This window comes from Streptomyces hypolithicus, from assembly GCF_052934925.1.
In genome coordinates this window covers 5,260,072-5,282,329 of record NZ_CM128811.1, presented here as the reverse complement: position 1 = coordinate 5,282,329, position 22,258 = coordinate 5,260,072, and the positions used below count along the sequence as shown (strand labels likewise).

The following is a 22,258-nucleotide window of genomic DNA, read 5'->3' as shown; positions in this document are numbered from 1 at the left end:
CTGCCCCCTGGCCCCTGACCGCACGGCCGCCCGTCCGCAGTGCCCTGCGAGACCCGGGCGACCCCCGGCCGATCCGGCCGGCGGTCTCTTCCGTCGTCCGGCCCCGCTGCGAGGGCGCAGACTGTGGAACGATCGGGACACGAAACCAATCCGTCCCGCTCTCGGCTCCGAATGGCCGGTGAAGCCTGCTTCGGGCCCGGCCAGGCCCGCACTGTGGAGGAAAACCGCGTGAACGAAGCCGTACACATCGGGGGTATCGCCTCGCGCCCACCCGATCTCCAGGAGCTGATGGGGAAGGTGGCCCGTGGGGACCAGGACGCCTTCAGCCAGGTCTACAACGCGGTCTGCGGGCCCGTACTGGGCCTGGTCCGCGCGGTGCTGCGCGACCCGGCCCAGTCGGAGGAGGTCACCCAGGAGGTGCTGATCGAGGTGTGGCGCGGCGCCGCACGCTTCCAGCCCTCCCGCGGCTCGGCGATGACCTGGGTGCTCACTCTCGCGCACCGCAGGGCCGTCGACCGGGTCCGGTCGTCCCAGGCTTCCTCGGACCGGGAGCGCAAGGCGGCCCTGCTGGAGCAGACGCCCGCCTTCGACGAGGTGACCGAAGAGGTGGAGCACCGCCTCGAGCGCGAGCAGGTACGGCGCTGCCTGCGCAGCCTCACCGAACTGCAACGCCAGTCGGTGTCGCTCGCCTACTACCGCGGTCTGGCCTACCGCGAGGTGGCCGAACTGCTCGCCGTGCCGCTCGGAACGGTCAAAACACGCCTGCGCGACGGACTCATCCGGCTGCGCGACTGCCTGGGGGTCGACGCATGAACTCCGTTGAGCTGCACACGCTGACCGGGGCATACGCGCTGCACGCGCTGACGCCGGAGGAGCGCGCGGAGTTCGAGAGCCACCTGGTGGACTGCTCGCCGTGCGCGCAGGAGACCCATGAACTCGTCGCCACCGCGGCCCGGCTCGGCGTCGCCGTGAGCGTGCCGCCGCCCACCGCCATGAAGGCCGAGGTGCTGCGGCGGATAACCTCCGAACGCCAGGACCCGCCCCACGTCCCCCGGTCCTCGCCCCACGAGTCCGCTTCCAGACGCTGGGGCCGCGGAGTGCCGCGGTTCGCACTCGCGGCCTGCCTGGCCGCCGCGGCGGCCTTCGGCGGCATCGCGGTGTGGCAGCACGACGAGGCCGGCGACGCCCAGGACCAGGCGCGGCGTACGCAACAGCAGTCCGAGGCACTGACCTCGGTACTGGCGGCGCCGGACGCAAAGATCAGCGTGGGCGAGCTGACGGACGACGCGACGGGCACGGTGGTGGTCTCCCGCGAGCGCAACAAGGCCGCCTTCCTGGCAGCCGGGATGCCTCCCGCGCCGAGCGGCAAGGTCTACCAGCTGTGGTTCAACGACGGGGGCACCATGCGCTCGGCCGGTCTGATGACCGGGGAGAACACCGGGGCGACGCAGGCCGTCCTGATGGACGGCCCCCTCGACAAGGCGAGCGGCATGGGTATCACGGTCGAACCGGCGGGCGGCTCCGAGCAGCCGACGACGGACCCACTGGCCCTGATGAACTTCCCCACCGCGTAACACAAGGAACGCGCGTATGAGTGTCGCGGTGGTGCTGTTCACCTCGGACCTACGGCTGCACGACCAACCGGTGCTCCACGCGGCGCTGCGCCGGGCCGACAAGGTGGTACCGCTGTTCGTACGGGACCGGGGCGTGGCCCGGGCCGGTTTCGACGCCCCGAACCGCCGCGCCTTCCTGGCCGATTGTCTGGCCGCTCTGGACGCGGGCCTGCGTGAGCGCGGCGGGCGCCTGGTGGTCCGCAGCGGGGACGTGGTGGAGGAGGTGTCCCGTGTGGTGACTGAGACGGGCGCCCGCGAAGTGCATCTCGCGGGCGGGGTGAGCCACTACGCGGCGCGGCGCGAGGAGCGGCTGCGTACCGCTCTCGGCAATTCGCGCTGTGAGATGCACGTCCATGACGCGGTCATCACCGCTGTCGCGCCCGGGAGCGTCACGCCGGTCGGCAAGGACCACTTCGCGGTCTTCACGCCGTACTGGCGCGAGTGGGAAGCGACCGGGGGGCGCGACCCGATCGCCGCCCCGCGCGCGGTGCGGGTCCCCGAAGGCGTCGAGGGTGAGTCTCTGCCGGCCCGCGACGCCGTCACGGGGACCTCTCCCGCCCTCGCGAAGGGCGGCGAGATTCGGGCCCGCAAGCAGCTGGACGACTGGCTCGCCGGCGGCATCGGGTCGTACGACAAGCGCCACGACGACCTTTTCGAGGACGTCACGTCCCGGCTCTCCCCGCATCTTCACTTCGGCAGCCTCTCGGCGGCCGAACTGGTCCACCGCGCACGGGAGAAGGGCGGTCCAGGCGCGGGCGCGTTCGTACGGCAGGTGGCCTGGCGGGACTTCCACCACCAGGTACTCGCGGCCAGGCCCGCCGCCGCTTGGTCCGACTACCGCGGGCGCGGCGACCGGTGGCGTACGGACAAGAACCAGATCGCGGCGTGGCGGGAAGGCCGGACGGGATATCCGGTCGTCGACGCGGCCATGCGCCAGCTGCGGCACGAGGGGTGGCTGCACAACCGGGGCCGGCTGCTGGTGGCGAGCTTCCTCACCAAGACGCTGTACGTCGACTGGCGGGTCGGCGCCCGGCATTTCCTGGACCTGCTGGTGGACGGCGACATCGCCAACAACCAGCTCAACTGGCAGTGGGCCGCGGGGACCGGCACCGACACCCGGCCCAACCGGCTGCTGAATCCGCTCGCGCAGGCGAGGCGGTTCGACCCCGAGGGCGACTACGTGCGGCGCTGGGTGCCGGAGCTCGCCGGGATCGAGGGTGGTGCCGTGCACCAGCCCTGGGCGCTGCCGGCGACCGGCCGGGACCGTTCCGGCTACCCGGCCCCTTTGGTGGACCTCGCGGAGGGACGCGCCCGCTTCGAGCGGGCACGCGGCTTGCGCTGACTCCGCACTGGCTGTTGCCCGGGCTGGTGCACTGGCTGGGGCACTGGCTGGGGCACTGGCTGCTGGGTCGGCTGCTGTGCTCACGAATTCCACCGGCGGAATGCCGTGACTGAAGGGCCTGAAGGTCGTTCGCCAGTACGGAGTTTGATCAGATCGAAGAACGACCAATCCGCAGCCCCCAGGGCACCGAATACCCGTTGTGAGCAGAGACCAGGCAGTCACCGACCGGCAGAGCGGACCGTATGACGGCCGCCGCCGGAACGGATCGTCGGCCGCACCACGCGGCGGTCGAGGACTACGCGGTGCCTGCCTGCGGGAGCGCCGACAGCCGGTGATCACCGTCAGGCGCATCCCGGCGGCGCCTGCACACCCTCGACTCCACCCCCTTTGTACGCACCTCTTCAAGGAGAACGCATGAACACGAACCGCTTCCAGCGCATGGCCATCGCAGTTGCCGGAGCGGCTCTGCTGCCCCTGTCCCTGACCGCGTGCTCCAGCGACGACAGCAAGGACAGCGACGCCGCGGCCGACAACGCCGCTTCGCCGTCCGCGCCGCAGGAGTCCGAGCCGTCCGCGGACGACACGGCCACCATGGACAAGCCGTTCGGCCCGGGCTGCGCGTCGGTCCCGGCCGACGGTGCCGGCAGCTTCGACGGCATGGCCAAGGACCCGGTCGCGACCGCCGCCTCGAACAACAAGGACCTGTCCACCCTGGTCACCGCGGTGAAGAAGGCCGGTCTGGTCGACACGCTCAACAACGCCGAGAACATCACGGTGTTCGCGCCGACCAACGACGCCTTCGCCAAGATCCCGAAGGCCGACCTGGACAAGGTCCTCGCCGACAAGGCCATGCTGACCAAGGTTCTCACCAACCACGTCGTGGGCGAGAAGCTGACGCCGCAGCAGCTGGAGAAGGGCTCCTTCGACACTCTGGCCAAGACCAAGCTGACCACGGCCGGCTCGGGCGAGGAGTACAAGGTCAACGGCAACTCCACCGTCGTCTGTGGCAACGTCCCGACCGCCAACGCCACGGTCTACATCGTCGACACCGTCCTGATGCCCAAGTAAGCACCCTGGGCTCGGCGCGGGTAAGCGTCCGGGCCGGGTGAGTCCTCGGTCGGCATGATCACCGACTCCCCCGGAGAGCTATCACCCGGACGGCACCACCGATTCACCCGAGACCGGCCAGAGCGACACTCGTCGCTCCGGCCGGTCTCATCGGTGTGCGCACGAGGGCACGCCGCCGCCCGTCAGCTCAAACGGGCGGGCGCTCCGTGATGCCCGCGATACGCAGGGCCGCGTCCGCCGTCGCGGCGGCGAAGACCTCGCGTGGGCGGTCCGGGTCGAAGCGGTGGATGAGGATCACACCCTCGATGAGTCCGAAGACCAGGTCCGTACGGAGCGCCAACTCGCCCGCGTCCAGGGCGCCGCACGCTTTCGTCTCGGCGAGCAGTTGCCCATACGCGTCCTTGAGGTCGGCTCGCACCCGGCGGAAACCCGCGAACGCCTCCGTGCGCGCCTCGGGCAGCAGATACAGCGCGCCCAGGTTGTGACCGCCGCCGCACAACAGCTCGACATCGGAGCGGCAGAGCTGCCAGAGCCTGGCCTCCGCCGAGTCCGTGCTCTCGGCCAGCAGCCGGCGGGCGAGGGCCAGGGACGGCGCGACCGTGGATTCCAGCAGCTCGACGAGGAGTTCCTCCTTACCGGCGACATAGTGGTACATCGTCGCCTGGCGCATCCCGGCCCGCTCGGCCACGGCGCGGGTCGTCGTGGCGGCGTATCCGCGCGTGGTGAACAGCTCGGCCGCCGCCCCGAGGAGGTCTTCCCGAGGGCTCAGCCCGGTGTCCGGCCGCTCCGTGACGCGTGGCCGTCCCACCCTTCGTCCTGCGGTGCTCATGGGACCGATCGTCCCATACGGACCACCGGCCGCCCCTGGTCAAGCGCAGGACACCGGCCCCAGCGCACCGCGCCCGGCCCCCGCCGCGTCGGCCCTACCGGGCGCGGACCGTGGCCAGTACATCCCGGTGCGGCTGGAGCGTGAGCTTCGGCACCGGACGTATCTCACCCGGGTCGACGTCAAGCTCGAAGCGCCGCGCCAGCACCGCGAGAACGAGCACGGCCTCCACCATGGCGAACCGCGTCCCGAGGCAGACCCGCGGCCCACCGCCGAACGGGAACCACGCGTACTCAGGTATCGCGTCCCCGCTCTCGGGATCCCATCGCTCGGGGCGGAACTCCTCCGGTTCGGGGAACCATCGGGCGTCCCGGTGCGTGGCCCACTGACTGCTCCACACCCGGGTCCCGGGCGTCAGCGGCAGCCCTCCGATTCGCGCCCCCTCCTTGGCCACCCCGGTGAGCAGCCAGATCGTCGGATAGAGCCGCAGTGTCTCCTTCACCACCGCTTGGGTGTAGGTCAGTTGTGCGTAGTCCTCGAAGGTCGGCTCGCGGTCACCGAGCACCCGGTCCAGCTCGGCGGCGAGCGCCTGGCGCACCCGCGGGTTGCGCGCGAGCAGGTACCACGCCCACACGAGCGTGCTGCTGGTCGTTTCGTGACCGCCGATGTACAGGGTGACGGTCTCGTCGCGTATCTCCTGGTCCGTCAGCCGGGCCCCGGTCTCGTCCTGTGCGGCGAGCAGCCGGCTCAGCAGGTCGGGGCGCTCCCCGTCGCCCTGCCGGTGGCGGGCGACGACCCGGGCGACTTCGGTGTCGATCACGGCGGCCGCCCGCCGGATCCTGGTCCGTCCCCGCGTCGGCACCCAGTCCGGCAGCAGCGCACCGATACCGCTGAACTCCGCGCCGATCTCCCGCTGCGCCACGTCCATCGCCCGGCCGATCGCCTCGGCATCCGCGTCGGTGTCCGCCCCGAAGATGGTGCGCACGGCGATCCGTTGCGTGAGTGCGGCCATCTCCCGCTTGATGTCGATCCTGGCGCCGTCCGTCCAACGGTCGGCGAGCTCCACCGCGCACCCCGCCATCGTCGCGGCGTACGAGCGCACCTGCTTCGGCCGCACCGACGGCTGCACCAGGGACCGCTTGCGCCGCCAGTCCGGCCCCCGCGCCACCACCACCCCGTTGCCCATCACCGTTCGGAACGCGATGCCGAGATCCGGCTGGTCGAAGGTTCGCTCCGTCTCGGTCATCAGCTCACCGATGTGCTGTGGGTCGGCGAGAAAGAGCGAGTTCCCCGGCCCGAACCGCCAGCGGACCATGTCGCCGCGGGCCCGCAGCTGTTCGAAGAAGGCGAGCGGGTCCTTCCCGAACTGCGGCAGGTTGCCGAGGAACGGCACACCCCGCGGCCCTGCCACAGTCGTCCCGCGTCCCTGGGGCTGGGCGTCGACGGCCGCACCGGTGTCCGTGGTCATGACGGGATCTCCCCTGCTCGGGTGGAGCGCTCCGTTCGTGCGCTGCGCATGACCCCATCGAAGCGCACAAGTCCGACACCGCACCACCCCTGTGGATAACTGACAACCACCAGTCACACCAGCCCCGTTGGCCCCACACGCACCGGCGCGCCGCCTCCCCGGAGGAAAGCGGCGCACCAGAACTGATCCTTCGGGAGTATCCCCGGACCCCGCAGGGGGCCTCCTCAGCCCACCGACGAGTACGCGACAACGCCCCGCAGCACGGCGTCGACCGCCTTGCGGGCGTTCTTCGCGACCGTGCTGCCCTCGGAAGAGGGCGGCGCCGCGGCCGCGATCTGCCCCAGGACGTCGATGACCTGCTTGCACCAGCGCACGAAGTCCCCCGCCGGCATCTCCGCCTCGCGCAGCACCTCGTCGAGCCCCTTGCCTGAAGCCCACATGAACACCGCCCAGGCGAAACCGAGGTCGGGCTCTCGTTGCCCGACCCCCTCCGCCTGACTGATCTTGAAGTCCTCCTCCAGGGCGTCCAGCCTGCCCCAGATACGGATCATCTCACCCAGCGCTTCCTTCGCCGGCCCGATGGGCAGCTTCGGCGCCACGGCGTCGTCCGACTGACGCGCTTCGAACACCAACGCCGATACACATGCGGCCAGTTCGGCAGGGTTGAGCCCCTCCCACACGCAGGCGCGCAGGCACTCGGAAGCCAGCAGGTCAAGCTCCCCGTACAGCCGGGCGAGCCGCTTGCCGTGCAGGGTGGCCTCGTCACCGCGCAGGTAGTCCAGCTCGGTCAGCAGGGCGTAGATCCGGTCGAAGGTACGGGCGATGGTGTTCGTCCGGCCCTCGATGCGCCGCTCCAGCTGCTTGGTGTCGCGCTGCAGCCGGTGATAACGCTCGGCCCAACGGGCGTGGTCCTCACGCTCGTCACAGCCGTGGCACGGGTGTGCGCGCAGCGTGGTGCGCAGCCGGGCGATCTCCCGGTCGTCGGCGGCGGCCGCGCGCTGCTTGCGGTGCCGGTCGGGCACGATGTGCCCGGCCTTCGTCCGCAGCGCCGAGGCCAGATCGCGCCGCGACTGCGGGCTGCGGGCATTGAACGACTTGGGGACGCGCATCCGCTCCAGCGCCTCGACCGGCACCGGGAAGTCGATCGATGCCAGTCGCTTGACCTGCCGCTCCGCGGTCAGCACCAACGGCCTCGGCCCGTCCTGATGTTCGAACCCGCGGTGCCCGTTGGCCCGCCCGGCCGGCAGCCCCGGATCCAGCACCAACGCCAGCCCCGCGAACTTGCCGGTGGGCACGTGGATGACGTCTCCGGCCTTGAGCTTCTCCAGCGCCGAGGCCGCTGCGGCCCGCCGCTGGGCAGCGCCCTGCTTGGCCAGGTCCGTCTCGCGGTCCTTGAGCTCGCGGCGCAGCCGCGCGTACTCCTCGAAGTCGCCGAGGTGGCAGGTCATGCCCTCCCGGTAGCCCTCGATGCCCTCTTCGTTCTTCTGCACCTGCTTGGAGATCCCGACGACCGACTTGTCCGCCTGGAACTGCGCGAAGGAAGTCTCCAGCAGTTCACGCGACCTGTGCCGGCCGAACTGCTGCACCAGGTTCACCGCCATGTTGTACGACGGCTTGAAGCTGGAGCGCAGCGGGTACGTACGCGTCCCCGCCAGTCCGGCGAGCGCGCTGGGGTCCATACCGCGCTGCCAGAGCACCACGGCGTGGCCCTCGACGTCGATACCGCGCCTGCCCGCCCGGCCGGTCAGCTGGGTGTACTCGCCGGGGGTGATGTCGGCGTGCTGTTCGCCGTTCCACTTGACCAGCTTCTCCAGCACCACCGAGCGGGCCGGCATGTTGATGCCGAGTGCCAGCGTCTCGGTGGCGAAGACGGCCTTGACCAGTCCGCGCACGAACAGCTCCTCGACAACCTCCTTGAAGGTCGGCAGCATGCCGGCGTGATGCGCGGCGATGCCCCGCTCCAGGCCTTCGAGCCATTCGTAGTACCCAAGGACATGCAGATCCTCGCCGGGGATGGACGCTGTCCGCTCCTCGACGATCTCGCGCACCAGCAGCCGGGCGTCCTGGTCGTTGAGCCGCAGGCCCGCGTACAGACACTGCTGTACGGCGGCCTCGCAGCCGGCCCGGCTGAAGATGAAGGTGATCGCGGGCAGCAATCCCGCGTTGTCGAGTCGCTCGATGACCTCGGGCCGGGCCGGCGTCCAGATACGGGTGCGCTGTCTGCGCTCCCGCTCCCGGTCCGCCTCCCGCATGTTCTTGCCGCGGCGCTTGTCCCGGGAGTAGTGCGGGCTGCCACTCTCCATCCGGGCCATCCGCACCAGGTCAGGGTTGACCTCGCGCCGGCCGCCCCTGCCGTCGTCGGACTCCTCGAAGAGGTCGTACGTCTTGCGGCCGGCCATCACGTGCTGCCACAGCGGTACGGGCCGGTGCTCGGAGACGATCACCTCGGTGTCACCGCGGACGGTGTCCAGCCAGTCACCGAACTCCTCGGCGTTGGACACGGTCGCCGAGAGCGACACCAGCGTCACCGACTCAGGGAGGTGAATGATCACCTCTTCCCATACGGCGCCGCGGAAACGGTCGGAGAGGTAGTGCACCTCGTCCATGACCACATACGCGAGGCCGAGCAGGGCCTGCGATCCCGCGTACAGCATGTTCCGCAGGACCTCGGTGGTCATGACGACCACCGGGGCGTCCGCGTTGACGCTGTTGTCGCCGGTCAGCAGGCCCACCTTGTCGGCGCCGTAGCGCTTCACGAGGTCCTGGAACTTCTGGTTCGACAGCGCCTTGATCGGCGTGGTGTAGAAGCACTTGCGGCCCTCGGCGAGCGCCAGGTGCACGGCGAACTCGCCGACGATGGTCTTGCCCGAGCCGGTCGGCGCGGCCACGAGCACGCCCTTGCCGGCTTCGAGGGCCTGGCATGACTCGATCTGGAAGGGATCCAGGTCGAAGTCGTACAGCTCACGGAAAGGGGCGAGCGCGGTCGCCTGCTCGGCGGCGCGGATCCGGGCAGCGGCGTATCGCTCAGCTGGGGAAAGGTCCTCTGTCATCTTGTTCTTGAGCCTACCCGCCCGGTCTGACAGTCAGCCCGATCTTTAGAGCGACCGGCAAATGGGGAGCTGGTCAAGGAGCGGGGTCTGGTGCGTGCAGCTGCAAGGCAGAGGATTGAGGCAACGCGGAGCGTTGTTGATTGACGACAACGCCGCAGATGTGCGTGCCGGGCCCCGCGACGCCGCCCCCATTTGCCGGTCGCTCTTAGTCGCCCCGTGCGCAGTGCTGGGCGAAGCCCTGGGCGCCGAGCACCCTGACCGCTCCCCGAACGCACTGCGCGGTGAGCGGCAGGTGCCCCAGCGGCTCGCCGTCGGCGTACCCGGTGATCCCGTCCGCCGCCAGGTCCACCTTCGCCGCCCGGTGCACGGACACTTTGGGGTGGCTGAGGTGCGTGCCCCGGTAGACCCGTGGGAAGACCTTGATCAGCGTCGTACGGGAGCAGTCGCCGACCACCGTGACGTCGAACAGCCCGTCGTCGGTCCGCGCGTCGGCGCAGATCCGCATCCCACCGCCGTACGACGGCCCGTTCCCCACCGCCACGAGCGTCGCCTCGACCTCGCGCACGGCCCCGTCGTCGAGCGTGATCCGGTACGGGACGGGCCGGAAGGCGGCCAGCTCCGCGATCATCGCCAGGTCGTACTTGAACCGCCCACTGGGCCACCGCATCCGGTTGCCCCGGTCATTGACGCGCGAGTCGAACCCGGACGCCAGCACGGTCCCGAACCACCTCTCCCCCACCCGCCCCAGATCCACGTCGACGATCCACTCGCCCTTCAACGCCTCCGCGGCCAGCCTCCCGGCGGCCCCAGGGTCCCGCACGGGCAGCCCGAGCGTCCTGGCGAAATCGTTCCCCGTCCCGACCGCGACGACCCCCAGCGGAGTGCGCGTCCCGGCGACCGCCTGCAACGCGAGCGAGGCCATCCCGTCCCCGCCGACGGCGACGAGCGCCCCGGTTCCGCCCTCGACGGCGTCGCGGGCCCGCCGCAGGGCGTCGTCGGCATCCTCACCGAGCACGGTACGCACGGAGAAACCCGCATCCCGCAACGCGGCAGCTGCCGGCTGCGCGGCCCGCGCGCCCCGCCCGCGCCCCGCGGTGGGATTGACGAACAGAGTGATCTCGCTGGTCACCCGCGGGACCCTACAAGGTCAGGTGATGTCGTCGTAACCGGTCAGCTGCTTCGGGCCGCCCGATACGACGCTCTCCCCGGGAGCCTGCGCGGGCAGAGCACGCGCCGCGGGGACCGTCTCGACCTCGCCGACCGCTTCCGGGGTCAGGTCGAGCTGCGAGGCCTCGTCGTCGTCCAGCTCGGCATCAGGGTTCTTGCGGTCCCTGCGCTTGTCGTTCAGCACCGAGAAGCCCGCGGCCAGGAAGTAGAGGAAGGTGATCGGTCCCGCGAGAGCGAGCATGCCGATGGGGTCGGTCGTGGGCGTGATGATCGCGCCGAAGACGAAGACGCCCATGATCACGCCGCGCCACCACCCGAGCATGCGGCGGCCGGTCAGAATGCCCGTGAGGTTGAGCATCACCAGGATCAGCGGCAGCTCGAAGGCGAGGCCGAAGACCAGCACCATCCGCAGCGTGAAGTCAAGGATGTCCCCGAGGGACAAGATGTTCGCGGAGCCGGGCGGCGTGAGGCTGATGAGCACCTTCACGCTGATGGGCAGGATCAGATAAGCGAGGTAGGCGCCGGCGGCGAACAGCGGCACAGCGGCGCCGACAAACGCGTACGTGTACTTCTTCTCGTTCTTGTGCAGCCCCGGCGCCACGAACGCCCAGAGCTGGTAGAGCCACACCGGACTCGCGATGACGAGACCGGCGACCAGGCTGACTTGGATCGTCACGCTGAACGGCGCCGTCAGTGTGTTGAAGGAGACGATGGCGCAGTTGCCGCCGCTGCTGGTCTCGCCCCTGCCGCACTTGGGCACCGACGCCGTAATGAACTGCAGCAGTTGCTCGCTGTACACGAGGGCCACGATCGTGACCGCCATGATCGCCACAACGCCCTTGGCGAGCCGGTTGCGCAGCTCACGCAGGTGCTCCACGAGCGGCATGCGCCCCTCGGGGTCCTTCTCCAGTTTGGGGGCAGACTTGAGCAACCCACGTCCTCATCTCGTGCGGCAGGCGATCAGCGTTCTGCGCGGTGGCCTGCGGCGGCCCATTGTCAGCGCTTGGTCGTGTCGGTCGGCTCGGCCACGGGGCGCGAACTCGTCACGTCACCCGGGGCGGCCTTGATCGTACGAGGCGAGGGGGTGGTGTGGTCCTGCGCGTTGCCCGTCGCGTGCGGCGGCGGGTCGGCCGGGGCGCTCTGGTCGTCGTCCTTCTTCATCGCCTTGGCCTCGCTCTTGAGGATGCGGGCCGACTTGCCCAGCGAACGGGCCATGTCCGGAAGCTTCTTGGCACCGAACAGCAGGATGATGATGACGAGGATGAGGATGATCTCGGTGGGGCCGAGCCTACCCATAGTTTTACCTTCTTCACCGAGGCGACAGGGAGTCTGGTGCCCGACCGGCCGGACACTTGTCCGGTCGCCGCGCTGGCTGCGATCGTAACCCGTAGGAGTAAACGCGGGGCAATGCCTGTGCGTACTCTGGCTTGCGGCTCGCGCCTCGCTCCTGTAGCCGCCTCACCAGCCTACGCCCCTGACACCGGCCGGTGGAGGCCACGCTTCCTATCGCCAGGCTTCACCAGTGCGGGCCAGGTCCTCGGCGGCCCGCTCCAGGTTCTCAGCCGCCGTGTTGATCTCCCGTGACGTGTCCGCGACCTGCCGTCCCAGGCGCTGGACCTCCAGGAACACCCTGATCGCCAGCACACCCAGCACGGCGAGACCACAGAAACCAAGAGCGATTGCGAGCATCGGCCAGAGCATGCGCTGAGCCTAGTGCCCCTCCCGGCCATGTTTACCGGTCGCGGCGCCAGACCGTCAGACGGTGGCGTGGAGGCGCAGCGTCCGCACGCCGCCGCCGGTGAGCAACTCGACTATCCGCTCCCCCGCCGGTTTGCGCACCACAGCCTCGCACTCGGGGCAGGTGAAGGAGTAGAAGGTCGTACGGCGGCTCGCGCCTATCGCCAGCCGCAGCGCTCCCGCTGACAGTTCGAAGCGGGCCCCGCAGTCCGGGCAGCCCGCCTTGAAAAGGACCGGGCCCGGCGCCGGGCCCACCTGCGCGGGAACACCAGGCAGTAGCGACATTTCCACCAATCTTCCTTCTAGACCTGTCCGCTCTCGTACCCCGCGAGCGCCTCGCGGGCCGCGTCCCGGGCGCTGGCCGCCAGTTCAGGGGGCGACACGATGTGGCCGTCCCCGCCGAGCCGCAGCGCCAGCCGTCGCAGTGAGGCCGGGTCGGGCGTACGCAAAGTGACCCGCAGGCCGCCGTCCAGGAGTTCCTCGGCGCTGTCGTGCGGGTAGTACTCCGCGACCCAGCGCCCTCCGGGCCCGACCTCCACCACGACCTCCGGATCGTCCGCCGACGGCTGCACGAGGCCCTCCGACAGGTCACGAAGCTCGAGCTCCGGCGGTACGGACGGTTCGTCCAGCAGCCGGATCTCGGCGACCCGGTCGAGCCGGAACGTACGCCGCGCCTCAGAGAGCCGGCACCAGGCCTCCATATAGGTGTGGCCGACCGCGAACAGCCGGATCGGGTCGACCTCCCGCTCGGTCAGCTCGTCGCGCGCCGGCGAGTAGTAGCGCAGCCACAGCCGGCGTCGCTCCGAGATCGCCCGGTCGACGTCGGCGAAGACCCCGCCCTCCGACTCGAAGGTGACCGACAGCCGGGAACTGGCGCTCGCGGCCTCGCCCGCCGCGGCCTCCAGCTTCGCCGTGGCCCGCAGCAGCGCCTGCCGGTCGCCCTCCCGCAGCCCGGGCAGCGTCGAGACGGCCCTGGCGGCCACGAGCAGCGCGGTCGCCTCGTCCGCGGCAAGCCGCAGCGGCTCGGCGACATCGTCGGGGTTGTGCCACCAGATCCGGTCACCGTCGGTGTCGATGTCGAGCAGGTCGCCGCCCCGGAAGCTCGTGCCGCACATGGGCAGCACGTCGAGGTCGGAGATCAGCTCGTCCTGCGTGATCCCGAACGCCCGGGCCACGTCACCGACGTGCGCCCCCGGGCGTTCACGCAGGTACGTCACCAGGGACAGCATCCGCCGGGTCTGGTCGATCGCGTTGGTGGCCATGAAGCCCCGCTCCCCCTCAGTCCTTGGCCACGGCGCGCAGCCGGTCCACGACGTCCGCCCGCAGATCGTCGGGCTCCAGCACGACCACCTCGGGGCCTAGTTCGACGAGCCAGGCGTCGAGCCCGTGCCCGTACGGAATCGTCAGCTCGTCCCAGCCGTCCCCCAGGTCACGCACGGCGGTGGCCCTGGACCGCAGCGGATAGCCGGATCCGGAGCGCAGCTTGATCAGGGCGCTGCGGGTCGCGGTCTCGCCCGCCCAGCGCTCGACGGTCTCGCGTACGGTCACGACGTCAGGCACCTCGGCGGTGAACGAACCCGCGCGTGAGCGCACCCTGCCGCTGATCCGGGAGAGGCGGAAGACCCGCTCGGCCCCCCGCTCGCGGTCCCATCCGGCGAGGTACCAGTGGCCGCGCCAGCACTCCAGCGTCCACGGTTCGACCTGCCGGGTCTCGGGACGCGCGGAGTTCGCCTTGCGGTAGTCGAAGACGACGGGCCGACGGTCGCGGCAAGCCAGCATCAGCGGCTCGAAGGCCGTTTCGTGGACAGGGATCCTCGGTTCCAGGGCGCTGTAGTGGCCCTGGTACGGGTCCTCCGCCTCCGGCATGCCCGCCGCCCGCAGCTTCTGGAGCGCCCCGCTGGCGGCCCCGGCGAGACGCGCCTGCTGCCAGACCTTCGCGGCCAGGCCCAGAGCGGCGGCCTCTTCGGCGTCCAAAGTGATGGCGGGAAGCCGGTTGCTGTCACGGCGGGCCAGATAGCCCGCGTCGCCGTCGAGGTTCTCGACCGTCTCGATGACCAGACCGAGTTCGCGAAGATCGTCCTTGTCGCGCTCGAACATCCGGTTGAAGGAATCGTCGCTGCCCGCCTCCAGGTAGGCCTCGATGGAGCCCCGGAGCTCACGCTTGCTGAGCGGGCGCCGCGTCCCGAGCAGGCACAACGCCAGGTTCATCAACCGTTCGGCCTTGGCAATCGCCATCGGCACCCTCTCTCTTGCTCTACGACCGTCGACCGTACCGCCCCGGGGTGTCGCGGCAAAAGCCGAGGGCCCATGCCTGACGGCATGGGCCCTCGCGCGAATGACGCCGGATCAGACGGCGACGAGATCGCACACGAAGATCAGCGTCTCGCCCGGGGCGATCACGCCGCCGGCGCCGCTGTCACCGTACGCGAGGTGCGGCGGGATGATCAGCTCACGACGGCCACCGACCTTCATGCCCTGTACGCCCTGGTCCCAGCCGGCGATGACACGGCCGCCCCCGAGCGGGAACTGGAGCGGCGTACCGCGGTTCCAGCTGGAGTCGAACTCCTCACCGGTGGAGAAGGCCACGCCCACGTAGTGGACCTTGACGTTGTGGCCGGCCTGAGCAACCTCGCCTTCGCCCTCCCAGATGTCCCTGACCTGCAGGTCCTTCGGCGGCTCGCCACCCGGGAAGTCGATCTCGGGCTTGTCGATGCTCACTGAAACGCTCCTCTGTACTGCGAACTGGGCAACCTGGACAGTCCTACATCACTGCGAGAATGTCCACCTGGAAGACCAGGGTCGAATTGGCGGGGATGCTCTGCTGCTTCTTGTCGCCGAAGGCCTGGTCCGGCGGGACGACGACCAGGACCCGGCTGCCGGCCTTCTTGCCAACCAGGCCGGTCTTGAGGCCCTTGAGGGTGACCTGCGGCAGCGCGAACTGCTGGATCTTGCCCTGGGCGTACGTGCTGTCGAAGAGCTTGCCGCCCTTCCAGATCAGCCCCTGGTAGGCGACGGACACCGTGTCGGTCGCCTTCACCGTGGGGCCGTCCGACTCCAGCACGTAGTTGGACACGAGCTTCTTCGGCGGGTCGGACTCCTTGGGCATCGTGACCTTCGGGGCCTTGCCGTCCGAGGTGGTCGCGACCTTCGGCAGGTCGATGTTGTCCTGCGCGACCTCGCTGCCCTTGGCGGACGACGGGATGCTCTTGGCCTTGAGGATGTCCACGACGAAGACCAGGGTGGCGTTGGGCTTGATCGAGGGGGGCGAGCCCTGGGCGCCGTACGCCTGCTCCGGCGGAATGACGAGCTCGACGCGGCTGCCGACCTTCTGGCCCTCCAGGCCCTTGTCCCAGCCGGGGATGACCATGCCCGCGCCGAGAGTCAGCGGGAACGCCTGCTTGCGGTCGAAGCTGTTGTCGAAGGGCTTCGTGGAGTCCCAGGCCTGGCCCAGGTAGTTCACCTCGATGGCGTCACCCTTTTTGGTGGTCGCCGCGTCCTTCTTGCCCTCGCTGATGACCTCGGTCTTCAGTTCCTTGGGCGGATCGCCCTTCCCCTTGGCGATCGTCGGCTTCTCGCCGAACTTGGCGCCCGCGGTGATCGCCGGCATTCCGTTCTTCGAAGAGGTGGAGTCGGAGCCCTTGTCGTCGCTGCCGCACGCCGCTGTGGAAAGCAGCAGCAGGGGGACGACAAGTAGGCCGGCAAGTCGGCGCACGTGTTCCTCAGATCTCAGACGGCACGGTAGTTGCCCGACACTCTAAGCCGTGGGTCGGGCCCCACACGAGAAACGTGCGGGGCCCGAGTGAGGTTCCGGTGAGATCCGGGGCAACCGGTCACATACCGGCGATCAGTTTTTCCACCCGGTCGTCCACCGACCGGAAGGGGTCCTTGCACAACACTGTGCGCTGCGCCTGGTCGTTGAGCTTCAGGTGCACCCAGTCGACGGTGAAGTCCCGCCGCTGCTCCTGGGCCCTGCGGATGAAGTCGCCACGCAGCCGCGCACGGGTCGTCTGGGGCGGCACCGACTTGCCCTCGAAGATCTTCAAGTCGTTGCAGATACGAGCGGCCTGCCCCCTCTTCTCGAGCAGGTAGTACAGCCCGCGCCGCCGGTGGATGTCGTGATAGGCGAGGTCTATCTGGGCGACCCGGGGGTTCGACATGGTCATGTTGTGCTTGGCGCGGTAGCGCTCGATGAGTTTGTACTTCATGACCCAGTCGATCTCCGTGCCGATCCGGTCGAGGTCCTCCGCCTCGATCGCGTCCAGCGCCCGGCCCCACAGTTCGAGGACCTGCTCGACCGTGCCCGTGCGGATGCCCCGCCGGTCCACGAAGTCGACGGCCTTCTCGTAGTACTCGCGCTGCACCTCGATGGCGGATGCCTCACGGCCGCTGGCGAGGCGCACCTTGCGCTGCCCGGTGAGGTCGTGGCTCACCTCACGGATCGCCCGGATCGGGTTCTCCAGGGTGAGGTCACGCATGACCGTGCCCGCTTCGATCATGCGCAGCACGAGGTCGGTGGCGCCGACCTTGAGCAGCATGGTCGTCTCGGACATGTTCGAGTCACCGACGATGACGTGGAGCCTGCGGTAGCGCTCGGCGTCGGCGTGCGGCTCGTCGCGGGTGTTGATGATCGGCCGGGAGCGGGTCGTGGCGGAACTGACGCCCTCCCAGATGTGCTCGGCGCGCTGGCTGACGCAGAAGACGGCCCCGCGCGGGGTCTGGAGCACCTTGCCCGCGCCGCAGATCAGCTGCCGGGTGACGAGGAACGGGATGAGGATGTCCGCGAGCCTGGAGAACTCTCCGTGGCGGGCCACCAGGTAATTCTCGTGGCAGCCGTAGGAGTTTCCCGCAGAGTCGGTGTTGTTCTTGAAGAGGTAGACGTCGCCCGCGATTCCCTCCTCGTGCAGGCGGTGTTCGGCGTCGACGAGCAGACCTTCGAGGATGCGCTCGCCCGCCTTGTCGTGGGTGACGAGCTCGGTCACGTTGTCGCATTCGGGAGTTGCGTATTCCGGATGCGATCCCACGTCGAGGTAGAGGCGGGCGCCGTTCCGCAGGAAGACATTGCTGCTGCGGCCCCATGACACAACACGGCGGAAGAGGTAGCGCGCCACTTCGTCAGGAGACAGTCGGCGCTGTCCCCTGAACGTGCACGTGACGCCGTACTCGTTCTCCAGCCCGAAAATGCGGCGGTCCATGACTGAACATTACGCCTGATGGCCTGTCCTGAAACCGGGTTCGGCCGCACCGATTCGATCATTTTCGCAAGGGATAACGACCGGGCCACCGGATTCGGGACCGGATACGGCAATGCGCAGGACCCGCTGAGTGGCCGTCAGGACCAGCAGTGCGGCCACTCCACCGGCCCCCGCCACGGCGAAGCCCGCGGCCGTACCGCCGTGTTCGACGGCCGGTCCCGCGGCTCCGGTTCCCACCGCCGCGCCTACGCCGAAGGTGGTGACCAGCCAGGAGAACGCCTCGGTGACCGCGCCGCTCGGGGCATGCCGGTCTACGACGATGAAGGCGCAGGCGAGTGCCGGGGCCAGGAAGACTCCGGACAGGGCGGCGAGCGCCACCATCGCGGGGACACCCGGGGTGAGCATCAGCGGCAGGTACCCGGCCGCTAGCAGAGCGACGATGGCCCTCAGCCGACGCTCGGGGGCGCCCGCCCACTGCCGGGCGCCATAGACCACACCGCCCAGCAGGGCCCCGAAGCCCAGGGCCGCCATCAGCCAGCCGTACACCGCCTCCCGGCCGTGGTCGTCGGCGTACGCGACGCCCGCGACGGTGATGGAACCGAGCGCCAGGCCGACGAAGAAGAACGAGCCGAGGAGCGCCAGCAGGCCCGGCGAGCGCAGGGCGCCCAGCCAGTGCGCCTCCCGGGGCCCCGGCCGCCAGGCACGGGAAGGCTCGGACAGTACGACCCACAGCGCCCCCAGCACACCCGCGGCGTTGATGACGAGCAGCGCGGCGGCCGGCGACCAGAGCGCCACGAGCAGGGTGACCAGCAGGGGACCCGCGGTGAACATGATCTCCTGCGCCACCGCGTCCATGGCGTACGCCCGGTGCACCCGGTCTTCGCGGCCGAGCACACCCGGCCACAGGGCCCGCAGCCCCCCTTCGAGCGGCGGGGTGAAGAGGCCGGCCAGCGCCACGGCGGCGTACGCGAGCCCCAGCGGGTCGATACCGGCCAGACAGAGCAGCACCATGGCGAGGGCGGAGACGACGGCGGCGGGAAGCTGCACGCGCGGCTGCCCGTGCAGGTTCACGGCCCGGCCCAGCAGCGGTTGCCCGACGGCGGTGCCGAGCCCGTACGCCGCCGCGAAGCCGCCTGCCAGCGAGTAGCTGCCGCCCTCGGCCCGGGTGAAGAGCACGATCGCGATGGGGGCCGTTGCGTTGGGCAGACGGCCCACCAAGGTGCCCGCCAGTAGCCGTGCCGCGTGTCTCGTCCTGAGCAGATCCGCGTATCCCGTCGCCATGGTCGGCCCCTCTCTCCCCCCGGCGCCCCAAGGTTTTACGTATAACGTCTTGGGTCATACGTACCATGAGCCCAGCCCGAAGGTCTACCTCACGGGAAATGAACGCTGCTGCGGAGGCACGAGTGACCAGCCCGGACGACGCCCACCGCTCCGCGGCACCCGCTCCCGGCGCCCCGGCCACCAGCAGGGACGTCGCCGGGGCAGCCGGCGTCTCCCAGGCCACCGTGTCCCTCGTCCTCGGCGACAAATGGCGCGGCCGCGTCTCCGAGCGCACCGCCGCCCTGGTGCGGGAGGCGGCGCGGGAACTCGACTACCGGCCCAACCTCGCCGCTCGCAGCCTCAGACTCGGCCGCACCAGGACCGCCCTCCTCGTCGTCCCGGCCCTGACCAACGAATTCTTCGCCCGTGTCTACGCCGGCGCCGCCCGCACCGCAGCCGCACACGACTTCGGCGTGGTCCTCTACCCCTCCCCCGACGGCACCGGTCCCGCCCGCGACCCCTTCGCCTCCGCTCGCGCCGCAATCGACGGCGTCATCGCCTCCTCCATGGCGGCCGACGCACTCGACATCATCCGCGGCACGGGACTCCCCCTCGTCATGCTCGACAGCGACCCGGCGGACCCCGGCCCCGTCGCCCATGTCAACCTCGACATCGCCGACGGCATGCGCCAGGTCGCCGAACACCTCCTCGGCCTCGGCCACCGCCGCTTCCTCCACCTCGGCTCGGCCGTCGACTCCTGGACCTTCGACATACGCGCCACCGCCCTCCGCGACACGCTGCGCCGGGCACCCGGCACCCACCTCAGCGCCGCCCGCGCCCCCCTGGACGTACACGGCGCCCGGCAGGCCGCAGAGCACGCACTCACCGGCCCGGGCCCGCGCCCCACCGCCCTCGTCTGCGACGACGACATCATCGCGGCGGGCGCCTGCAAGGCCGTACGGCGCCTCGGCCTGCGCGTACCCGAGGACATCTCTGTCACCGGCTTCGACGACCTCGCGCTCGCCACCGCCGTCGAACCGGAACTCACCACGGTCCGGCTCCCCGCCGAACAGGTCGGGGCGCGCGGCATGAGTGCCCTGCTGGCCGCCCTCGACCGCCGGCCCGCCGACCGGGGGGAAATCCCCGTCGAACTCGTCGTACGAGGCTCCACCGCCCCACTGACCCCCTGACAGCACAGCGCCCCGGACCGCCGACGGGCTGTTCGGGGCGCTGCACGCTGTCCGGCGCAGACAAGCCGGATCCTGCGACTACTCCTCGGCGGTCACTCCTCGGTATCCGAAGGCGACTCGGTCGGCGCGGCCGCGTCACCGTCCGCATCCAGCAGACGCGAAAGCTGACGGCCGACGATCCGCTTGAACTTCCGCTCCTGCGGCCTCGTACGGTCCAGGACCGCGACCTCGAGACGCTCGGCCGGAATCTCCCGCTCACTGCCGTTCGTGTCCCGCGACAACGCCTGCACCGCAAGCTTCAGCGCCTCGGCCAGCGTCATACCGTCCCGGTGACGCTGATCCAGGAAACTGCTGATCTGCTCCGCGTTGCCACCGACTGCCACCGAACCGTGCTCGTCCACGATCGAACCGTCGTGCGGCAACCGGTAGATCTGGTCACCGTCGGGCTCCGATCCGACCTCGGCGACGACCAGCTCCACCTCGTACGGCTTCTCCGCGTTGCTGGAGAAGATGGTGCCCAGAGTCTGCGCGTACACATTGGCGAGCCCACGCGCCGTCACATCTTCGCGGTCGTATGTGTAACCGCGCAGATCGGCGTAACGGACACCACCGATCCGCAGGTTCTCGTACTCGTTGTACTTACCGGCAGCCGCGAAGCCGATCCGGTCATAGATCTCGCTGAACTTGTGCAGCGCACGGGACGGGTTCTCGCCGACGAACACGATGCCGTCGGCGTACTGCAGCACAACAAGGCTGCGACCACGAGCGATGCCCTTCCGGGCGTATTCCGCCCGGTCGGCCATGGCCTGCTGGGGTGAGACATAGAACGGCGTCGACACCGGCTATCCGTCCCTTTCTGTCAGTGGCACGTCGGTCAAGAAGGAAGGAGCCATCAGAGAAGCGCGGCACGGGGGCCGTCGGGCTGCTCCAGCCGGCGCTCGAGAATCGCGCGCGCCAACTCGGAGGACTCCGCCTCGGTCAGCCTCCGGAACCCGACCTCCGTGATGACAGTGACGATCGGGTAGATACGGCGGGCGACATCGGGACCGCCGGTCGCCGAATCGTCGTCGGCGGCGTCGTACAGCGCCTGGATGACCAGCGTGGTGGCCTGCTGCTCCGTCAGATCGTCACGGAACAACTTCTTCATGGAACCGCGGGCGAAAATCGACCCGGAACCCGTCGCCGCGAAGCCGCTCTCCTCGGACCGGCCGCCGGTCACGTCGTACGAGAAGATCCGGCCCTTCGCGCGGTCGACGTCCCAGCCCGCGAAGAGCGGGACGACGGCCAGGCCCTGCATGGCCATGCCCAGGTTGCTCCGGATCATCGTGGAGAGCCGGTTCGCTTTGCCCTCCAGGGACAGCTGGGCGCCCTCCACCTTCTCGAAGTGCTCCAGCTCCAGCTGGAACAGCTTCACCATCTCCACGGCGAGACCGGCGGTGCCAGCGATGCCGACCGCGGAGTACTCGTCGGCCGGGAAGACCTTCTCGATGTCGCGCTGCGCGATCATGTTGCCCATGGTGGCCCGCCGGTCGCCGGCGAGCACCACGCCGCCGGGGAACGACGCCGCGACGATCGTCGTGCCGTGGGGCGCCTCTATGACGCCCTTGACGGGCGGCAGGACGCGCTTGCCCGGGAGCATCTCCGGCGCGTGGTCACCCAGGAAGTCCATGAACGACGACGAACCCGGCGTCAGGAAGGCAGCTGGTAGACGCCCGGTGCTACGAGAATTGGCTTCCACGTGTTTCCTTCCAGATATTCTGCGGCCCGCCTTGTGGCATCCGGCCGATCCCTGAACTGCCCCAACCCCGCATTGCGGCTGAAGCGAAGTAACGCACGGACCCTACCCGTCGCGTGGGCGTGATCCACATGTTCGGGGGGCACCGCCAGGCAGCTGCAACAGACGCCCTGCTGCTCGGCGATCGTGGCCTCCAACTGGGCAGGCGTCAGACCCTACTTGCGCCGGGTAGGGGAATCCCGCGGCAGCGTCCGCCCCCATCGCGAGCAGACCTTCCCGTCGAGAACGGGGACATTCGGGCCCTACTCCCCACCCTTTTGCACGAAGGATTTCACGAAGTCCTCGGCGTTCTCTTCGAGCACATCGTCGATTTCGTCCAGAACCGAGTCGACGTCGTCGCTCAGCTTCTCCTGGCGCTCCTTGAGGTCCTCGGAAGCCTGCGCGTCTTGCGCGGTCTCCTCGACCTCCTCGGTGGACCGTGTGGCCTTCTGCTGTCCGCCGTCGCTGTCCTTGGCCGCCATCTACCTCACCCCGCTCGCTCGGTTCGATGTCCTTGATCAGACCCTACAAGCGAGGTCTGACATCCGCGCCGTACTTCCACAACGCGTAG

Annotated in this window: 23 protein-coding genes; 5 read left to right on the top strand and 18 right to left on the bottom strand. The window is 69.7% G+C overall.

Annotation, left to right across the window (positions count from 1 at the left end; genetic code table 11):
• Positions 1-228 precede the first annotated feature (228 nt).
• From ACU6WZ_RS24855 to ACU6WZ_RS24840, 4 genes are all read left to right on the top strand, one after another.
• The gene (locus ACU6WZ_RS24855; RefSeq protein WP_447030426.1) at positions 229-813 is read left to right on the top strand and encodes a sigma-70 family RNA polymerase sigma factor; all 585 of its coding nucleotides are present in this window, start codon (positions 229-231) and stop codon (positions 811-813) included.
• Positions 810-1,574, top strand: coding sequence for an anti-sigma factor (locus tag ACU6WZ_RS24850; protein WP_447030425.1), 765 nt, complete (start codon positions 810-812; stop codon positions 1,572-1,574). The genes ACU6WZ_RS24855 and ACU6WZ_RS24850 overlap by 4 nt, the downstream gene beginning before the upstream one ends.
• A 16-nt stretch (positions 1,575-1,590) precedes the next feature.
• A complete protein-coding gene (locus ACU6WZ_RS24845; RefSeq protein WP_447030424.1) occupies positions 1,591-2,955 on the top strand; it encodes a cryptochrome/photolyase family protein in 1,365 nt (454 codons plus the stop codon).
• A 414-nt stretch (positions 2,956-3,369) separates the two neighbouring features.
• Positions 3,370-4,023 (top strand): fasciclin domain-containing protein, encoded by a 654-nt coding sequence (locus ACU6WZ_RS24840; RefSeq protein WP_447030423.1) that lies wholly within the window; start codon positions 3,370-3,372, stop codon positions 4,021-4,023.
• A 187-nt stretch (positions 4,024-4,210) separates the two neighbouring features.
• Here the strand turns inward: ACU6WZ_RS24840 and ACU6WZ_RS24835 are convergent, their stop codons facing one another.
• From ACU6WZ_RS24835 to ACU6WZ_RS24770, 14 genes are all read right to left on the bottom strand, one after another.
• A complete protein-coding gene (locus ACU6WZ_RS24835; RefSeq protein ID WP_447030422.1) occupies positions 4,211-4,852 on the bottom strand; it encodes a TetR/AcrR family transcriptional regulator in 642 nt (213 codons plus the stop codon).
• Positions 4,853-4,946: 94 nt separating this feature from the next.
• Positions 4,947-6,317: a cytochrome P450 gene (locus tag ACU6WZ_RS24830; RefSeq protein ID WP_447030421.1), complete on the bottom strand. Its 1,371-nt coding sequence runs from the start codon at positions 6,315-6,317 to the stop codon at positions 4,947-4,949.
• Positions 6,318-6,541: 224 nt separating this feature from the next.
• Positions 6,542-9,367, bottom strand: coding sequence for a DEAD/DEAH box helicase (locus tag ACU6WZ_RS24825; RefSeq protein ID WP_447030420.1), 2,826 nt, complete (start codon positions 9,365-9,367; stop codon positions 6,542-6,544).
• Positions 9,368-9,572: 205 nt separating this feature from the next.
• Positions 9,573-10,496 carry a diacylglycerol kinase gene (locus tag ACU6WZ_RS24820; protein WP_447030419.1) on the bottom strand — a complete coding sequence of 308 codons (924 nt, stop codon included), beginning with the start codon at positions 10,494-10,496 and terminating at the stop codon, positions 9,573-9,575.
• A gap of 18 nt (positions 10,497-10,514) precedes the next feature.
• Entirely contained in the window at positions 10,515-11,465 is a 951-nt protein-coding gene (gene tatC / locus ACU6WZ_RS24815; protein WP_447030418.1) for a twin-arginine translocase subunit TatC, read from the bottom strand.
• 65 nt (positions 11,466-11,530) lie between these two features.
• Complete coding sequence (tatA, locus tag ACU6WZ_RS24810; protein WP_447030417.1) at positions 11,531-11,830, bottom strand: Sec-independent protein translocase subunit TatA; 300 nt, start codon at positions 11,828-11,830, stop codon at positions 11,531-11,533.
• A gap of 207 nt (positions 11,831-12,037) precedes the next feature.
• Complete coding sequence (locus ACU6WZ_RS24805) at positions 12,038-12,235, bottom strand: hypothetical protein (protein ID WP_447030416.1); 198 nt, start codon at positions 12,233-12,235, stop codon at positions 12,038-12,040.
• 54 nt (positions 12,236-12,289) lie between these two features.
• A complete protein-coding gene (locus tag ACU6WZ_RS24800; RefSeq protein ID WP_447030415.1) occupies positions 12,290-12,556 on the bottom strand; it encodes a hypothetical protein in 267 nt (88 codons plus the stop codon).
• 17 nt (positions 12,557-12,573) lie between these two features.
• On the bottom strand, positions 12,574-13,533 hold the full coding sequence (locus ACU6WZ_RS24795) for a helix-turn-helix transcriptional regulator (protein ID WP_447030414.1): 960 nt from the start codon (positions 13,531-13,533) through the stop codon (positions 12,574-12,576).
• A 16-nt stretch (positions 13,534-13,549) separates the two neighbouring features.
• Positions 13,550-14,506 (bottom strand): helix-turn-helix transcriptional regulator, encoded by a 957-nt coding sequence (locus ACU6WZ_RS24790; RefSeq protein WP_447030413.1) that lies wholly within the window; start codon positions 14,504-14,506, stop codon positions 13,550-13,552.
• 111 nt (positions 14,507-14,617) lie between these two features.
• Positions 14,618-14,989 (bottom strand): FKBP-type peptidyl-prolyl cis-trans isomerase, encoded by a 372-nt coding sequence (locus ACU6WZ_RS24785; RefSeq protein ID WP_447030412.1) that lies wholly within the window; start codon positions 14,987-14,989, stop codon positions 14,618-14,620.
• Positions 14,990-15,032: 43 nt separating this feature from the next.
• Entirely contained in the window at positions 15,033-15,983 is a 951-nt protein-coding gene (locus tag ACU6WZ_RS24780; protein ID WP_447030411.1) for an FKBP-type peptidyl-prolyl cis-trans isomerase, read from the bottom strand.
• Positions 15,984-16,101: 118 nt separating this feature from the next.
• Positions 16,102-17,463 (bottom strand): Pup--protein ligase, encoded by a 1,362-nt coding sequence (pafA, locus tag ACU6WZ_RS24775; RefSeq protein ID WP_447030410.1) that lies wholly within the window; start codon positions 17,461-17,463, stop codon positions 16,102-16,104.
• A 9-nt stretch (positions 17,464-17,472) separates the two neighbouring features.
• A complete protein-coding gene (locus ACU6WZ_RS24770) occupies positions 17,473-18,744 on the bottom strand; it encodes an MFS transporter (RefSeq protein ID WP_447030409.1) in 1,272 nt (423 codons plus the stop codon).
• Between the two features lie 98 nt (positions 18,745-18,842).
• Between ACU6WZ_RS24770 and ACU6WZ_RS24765 the strand changes: the two genes are divergently transcribed.
• Positions 18,843-19,913, top strand: a complete 1,071-nt coding sequence (locus tag ACU6WZ_RS24765) for a LacI family DNA-binding transcriptional regulator (protein WP_447030408.1) — start codon at positions 18,843-18,845, stop codon at positions 19,911-19,913.
• A gap of 92 nt (positions 19,914-20,005) precedes the next feature.
• Here the strand turns inward: ACU6WZ_RS24765 and prcA are convergent, their stop codons facing one another.
• From prcA to ACU6WZ_RS24745, 4 genes are all read right to left on the bottom strand, one after another.
• Positions 20,006-20,752 carry a proteasome subunit alpha gene (prcA, locus tag ACU6WZ_RS24760; protein ID WP_447030407.1) on the bottom strand — a complete coding sequence of 249 codons (747 nt, stop codon included), beginning with the start codon at positions 20,750-20,752 and terminating at the stop codon, positions 20,006-20,008.
• Between the two features lie 53 nt (positions 20,753-20,805).
• Positions 20,806-21,651 (bottom strand): proteasome subunit beta, encoded by an 846-nt coding sequence (gene prcB / locus ACU6WZ_RS24755; RefSeq protein ID WP_447030406.1) that lies wholly within the window; start codon positions 21,649-21,651, stop codon positions 20,806-20,808.
• Positions 21,603-21,845 carry an endonuclease domain-containing protein gene (locus ACU6WZ_RS24750; protein ID WP_447030405.1) on the bottom strand — a complete coding sequence of 81 codons (243 nt, stop codon included), beginning with the start codon at positions 21,843-21,845 and terminating at the stop codon, positions 21,603-21,605. The genes prcB and ACU6WZ_RS24750 overlap by 49 nt, the downstream gene beginning before the upstream one ends.
• A 105-nt stretch (positions 21,846-21,950) precedes the next feature.
• The gene (locus tag ACU6WZ_RS24745; RefSeq protein WP_447030404.1) at positions 21,951-22,169 is read right to left on the bottom strand and encodes a ubiquitin-like protein Pup; all 219 of its coding nucleotides are present in this window, start codon (positions 22,167-22,169) and stop codon (positions 21,951-21,953) included.
• Positions 22,170-22,258: the final 89 nt, after the last annotated feature.

Coding starts and splice junctions, on each gene's coding strand:
- ACU6WZ_RS24835 (WP_447030422.1), bottom strand. CDS start 4,852: ATGAGCACCGCAGGACGAAGGGTGGGACGGCCACGCGTCACGGAGCGG.
- ACU6WZ_RS24800 (WP_447030415.1), bottom strand. CDS start 12,556: ATGTCGCTACTGCCTGGTGTTCCCGCGCAGGTGGGCCCGGCGCCGGGC.
- ACU6WZ_RS24850 (WP_447030425.1), top strand. CDS start 810: ATGAACTCCGTTGAGCTGCACACGCTGACCGGGGCATACGCGCTGCAC.
- tatA (WP_447030417.1), bottom strand. CDS start 11,830: ATGGGTAGGCTCGGCCCCACCGAGATCATCCTCATCCTCGTCATCATC.
- ACU6WZ_RS24845 (WP_447030424.1), top strand. CDS start 1,591: ATGAGTGTCGCGGTGGTGCTGTTCACCTCGGACCTACGGCTGCACGAC.
- ACU6WZ_RS24745 (WP_447030404.1), bottom strand. CDS start 22,169: ATGGCGGCCAAGGACAGCGACGGCGGACAGCAGAAGGCCACACGGTCC.
- ACU6WZ_RS24770 (WP_447030409.1), bottom strand. CDS start 18,744: ATGGCGACGGGATACGCGGATCTGCTCAGGACGAGACACGCGGCACGG.
- pafA (WP_447030410.1), bottom strand. CDS start 17,463: ATGGACCGCCGCATTTTCGGGCTGGAGAACGAGTACGGCGTCACGTGC.
- ACU6WZ_RS24840 (WP_447030423.1), top strand. CDS start 3,370: ATGAACACGAACCGCTTCCAGCGCATGGCCATCGCAGTTGCCGGAGCG.
- ACU6WZ_RS24790 (WP_447030413.1), bottom strand. CDS start 14,506: ATGGCGATTGCCAAGGCCGAACGGTTGATGAACCTGGCGTTGTGCCTG.
- ACU6WZ_RS24765 (WP_447030408.1), top strand. CDS start 18,843: ATGAACGCTGCTGCGGAGGCACGAGTGACCAGCCCGGACGACGCCCAC.
- ACU6WZ_RS24795 (WP_447030414.1), bottom strand. CDS start 13,533: ATGGCCACCAACGCGATCGACCAGACCCGGCGGATGCTGTCCCTGGTG.
- ACU6WZ_RS24825 (WP_447030420.1), bottom strand. CDS start 9,367: ATGACAGAGGACCTTTCCCCAGCTGAGCGATACGCCGCTGCCCGGATC.
- ACU6WZ_RS24805 (WP_447030416.1), bottom strand. CDS start 12,235: ATGCTCTGGCCGATGCTCGCAATCGCTCTTGGTTTCTGTGGTCTCGCC.
- ACU6WZ_RS24830 (WP_447030421.1), bottom strand. CDS start 6,317: ATGACCACGGACACCGGTGCGGCCGTCGACGCCCAGCCCCAGGGACGC.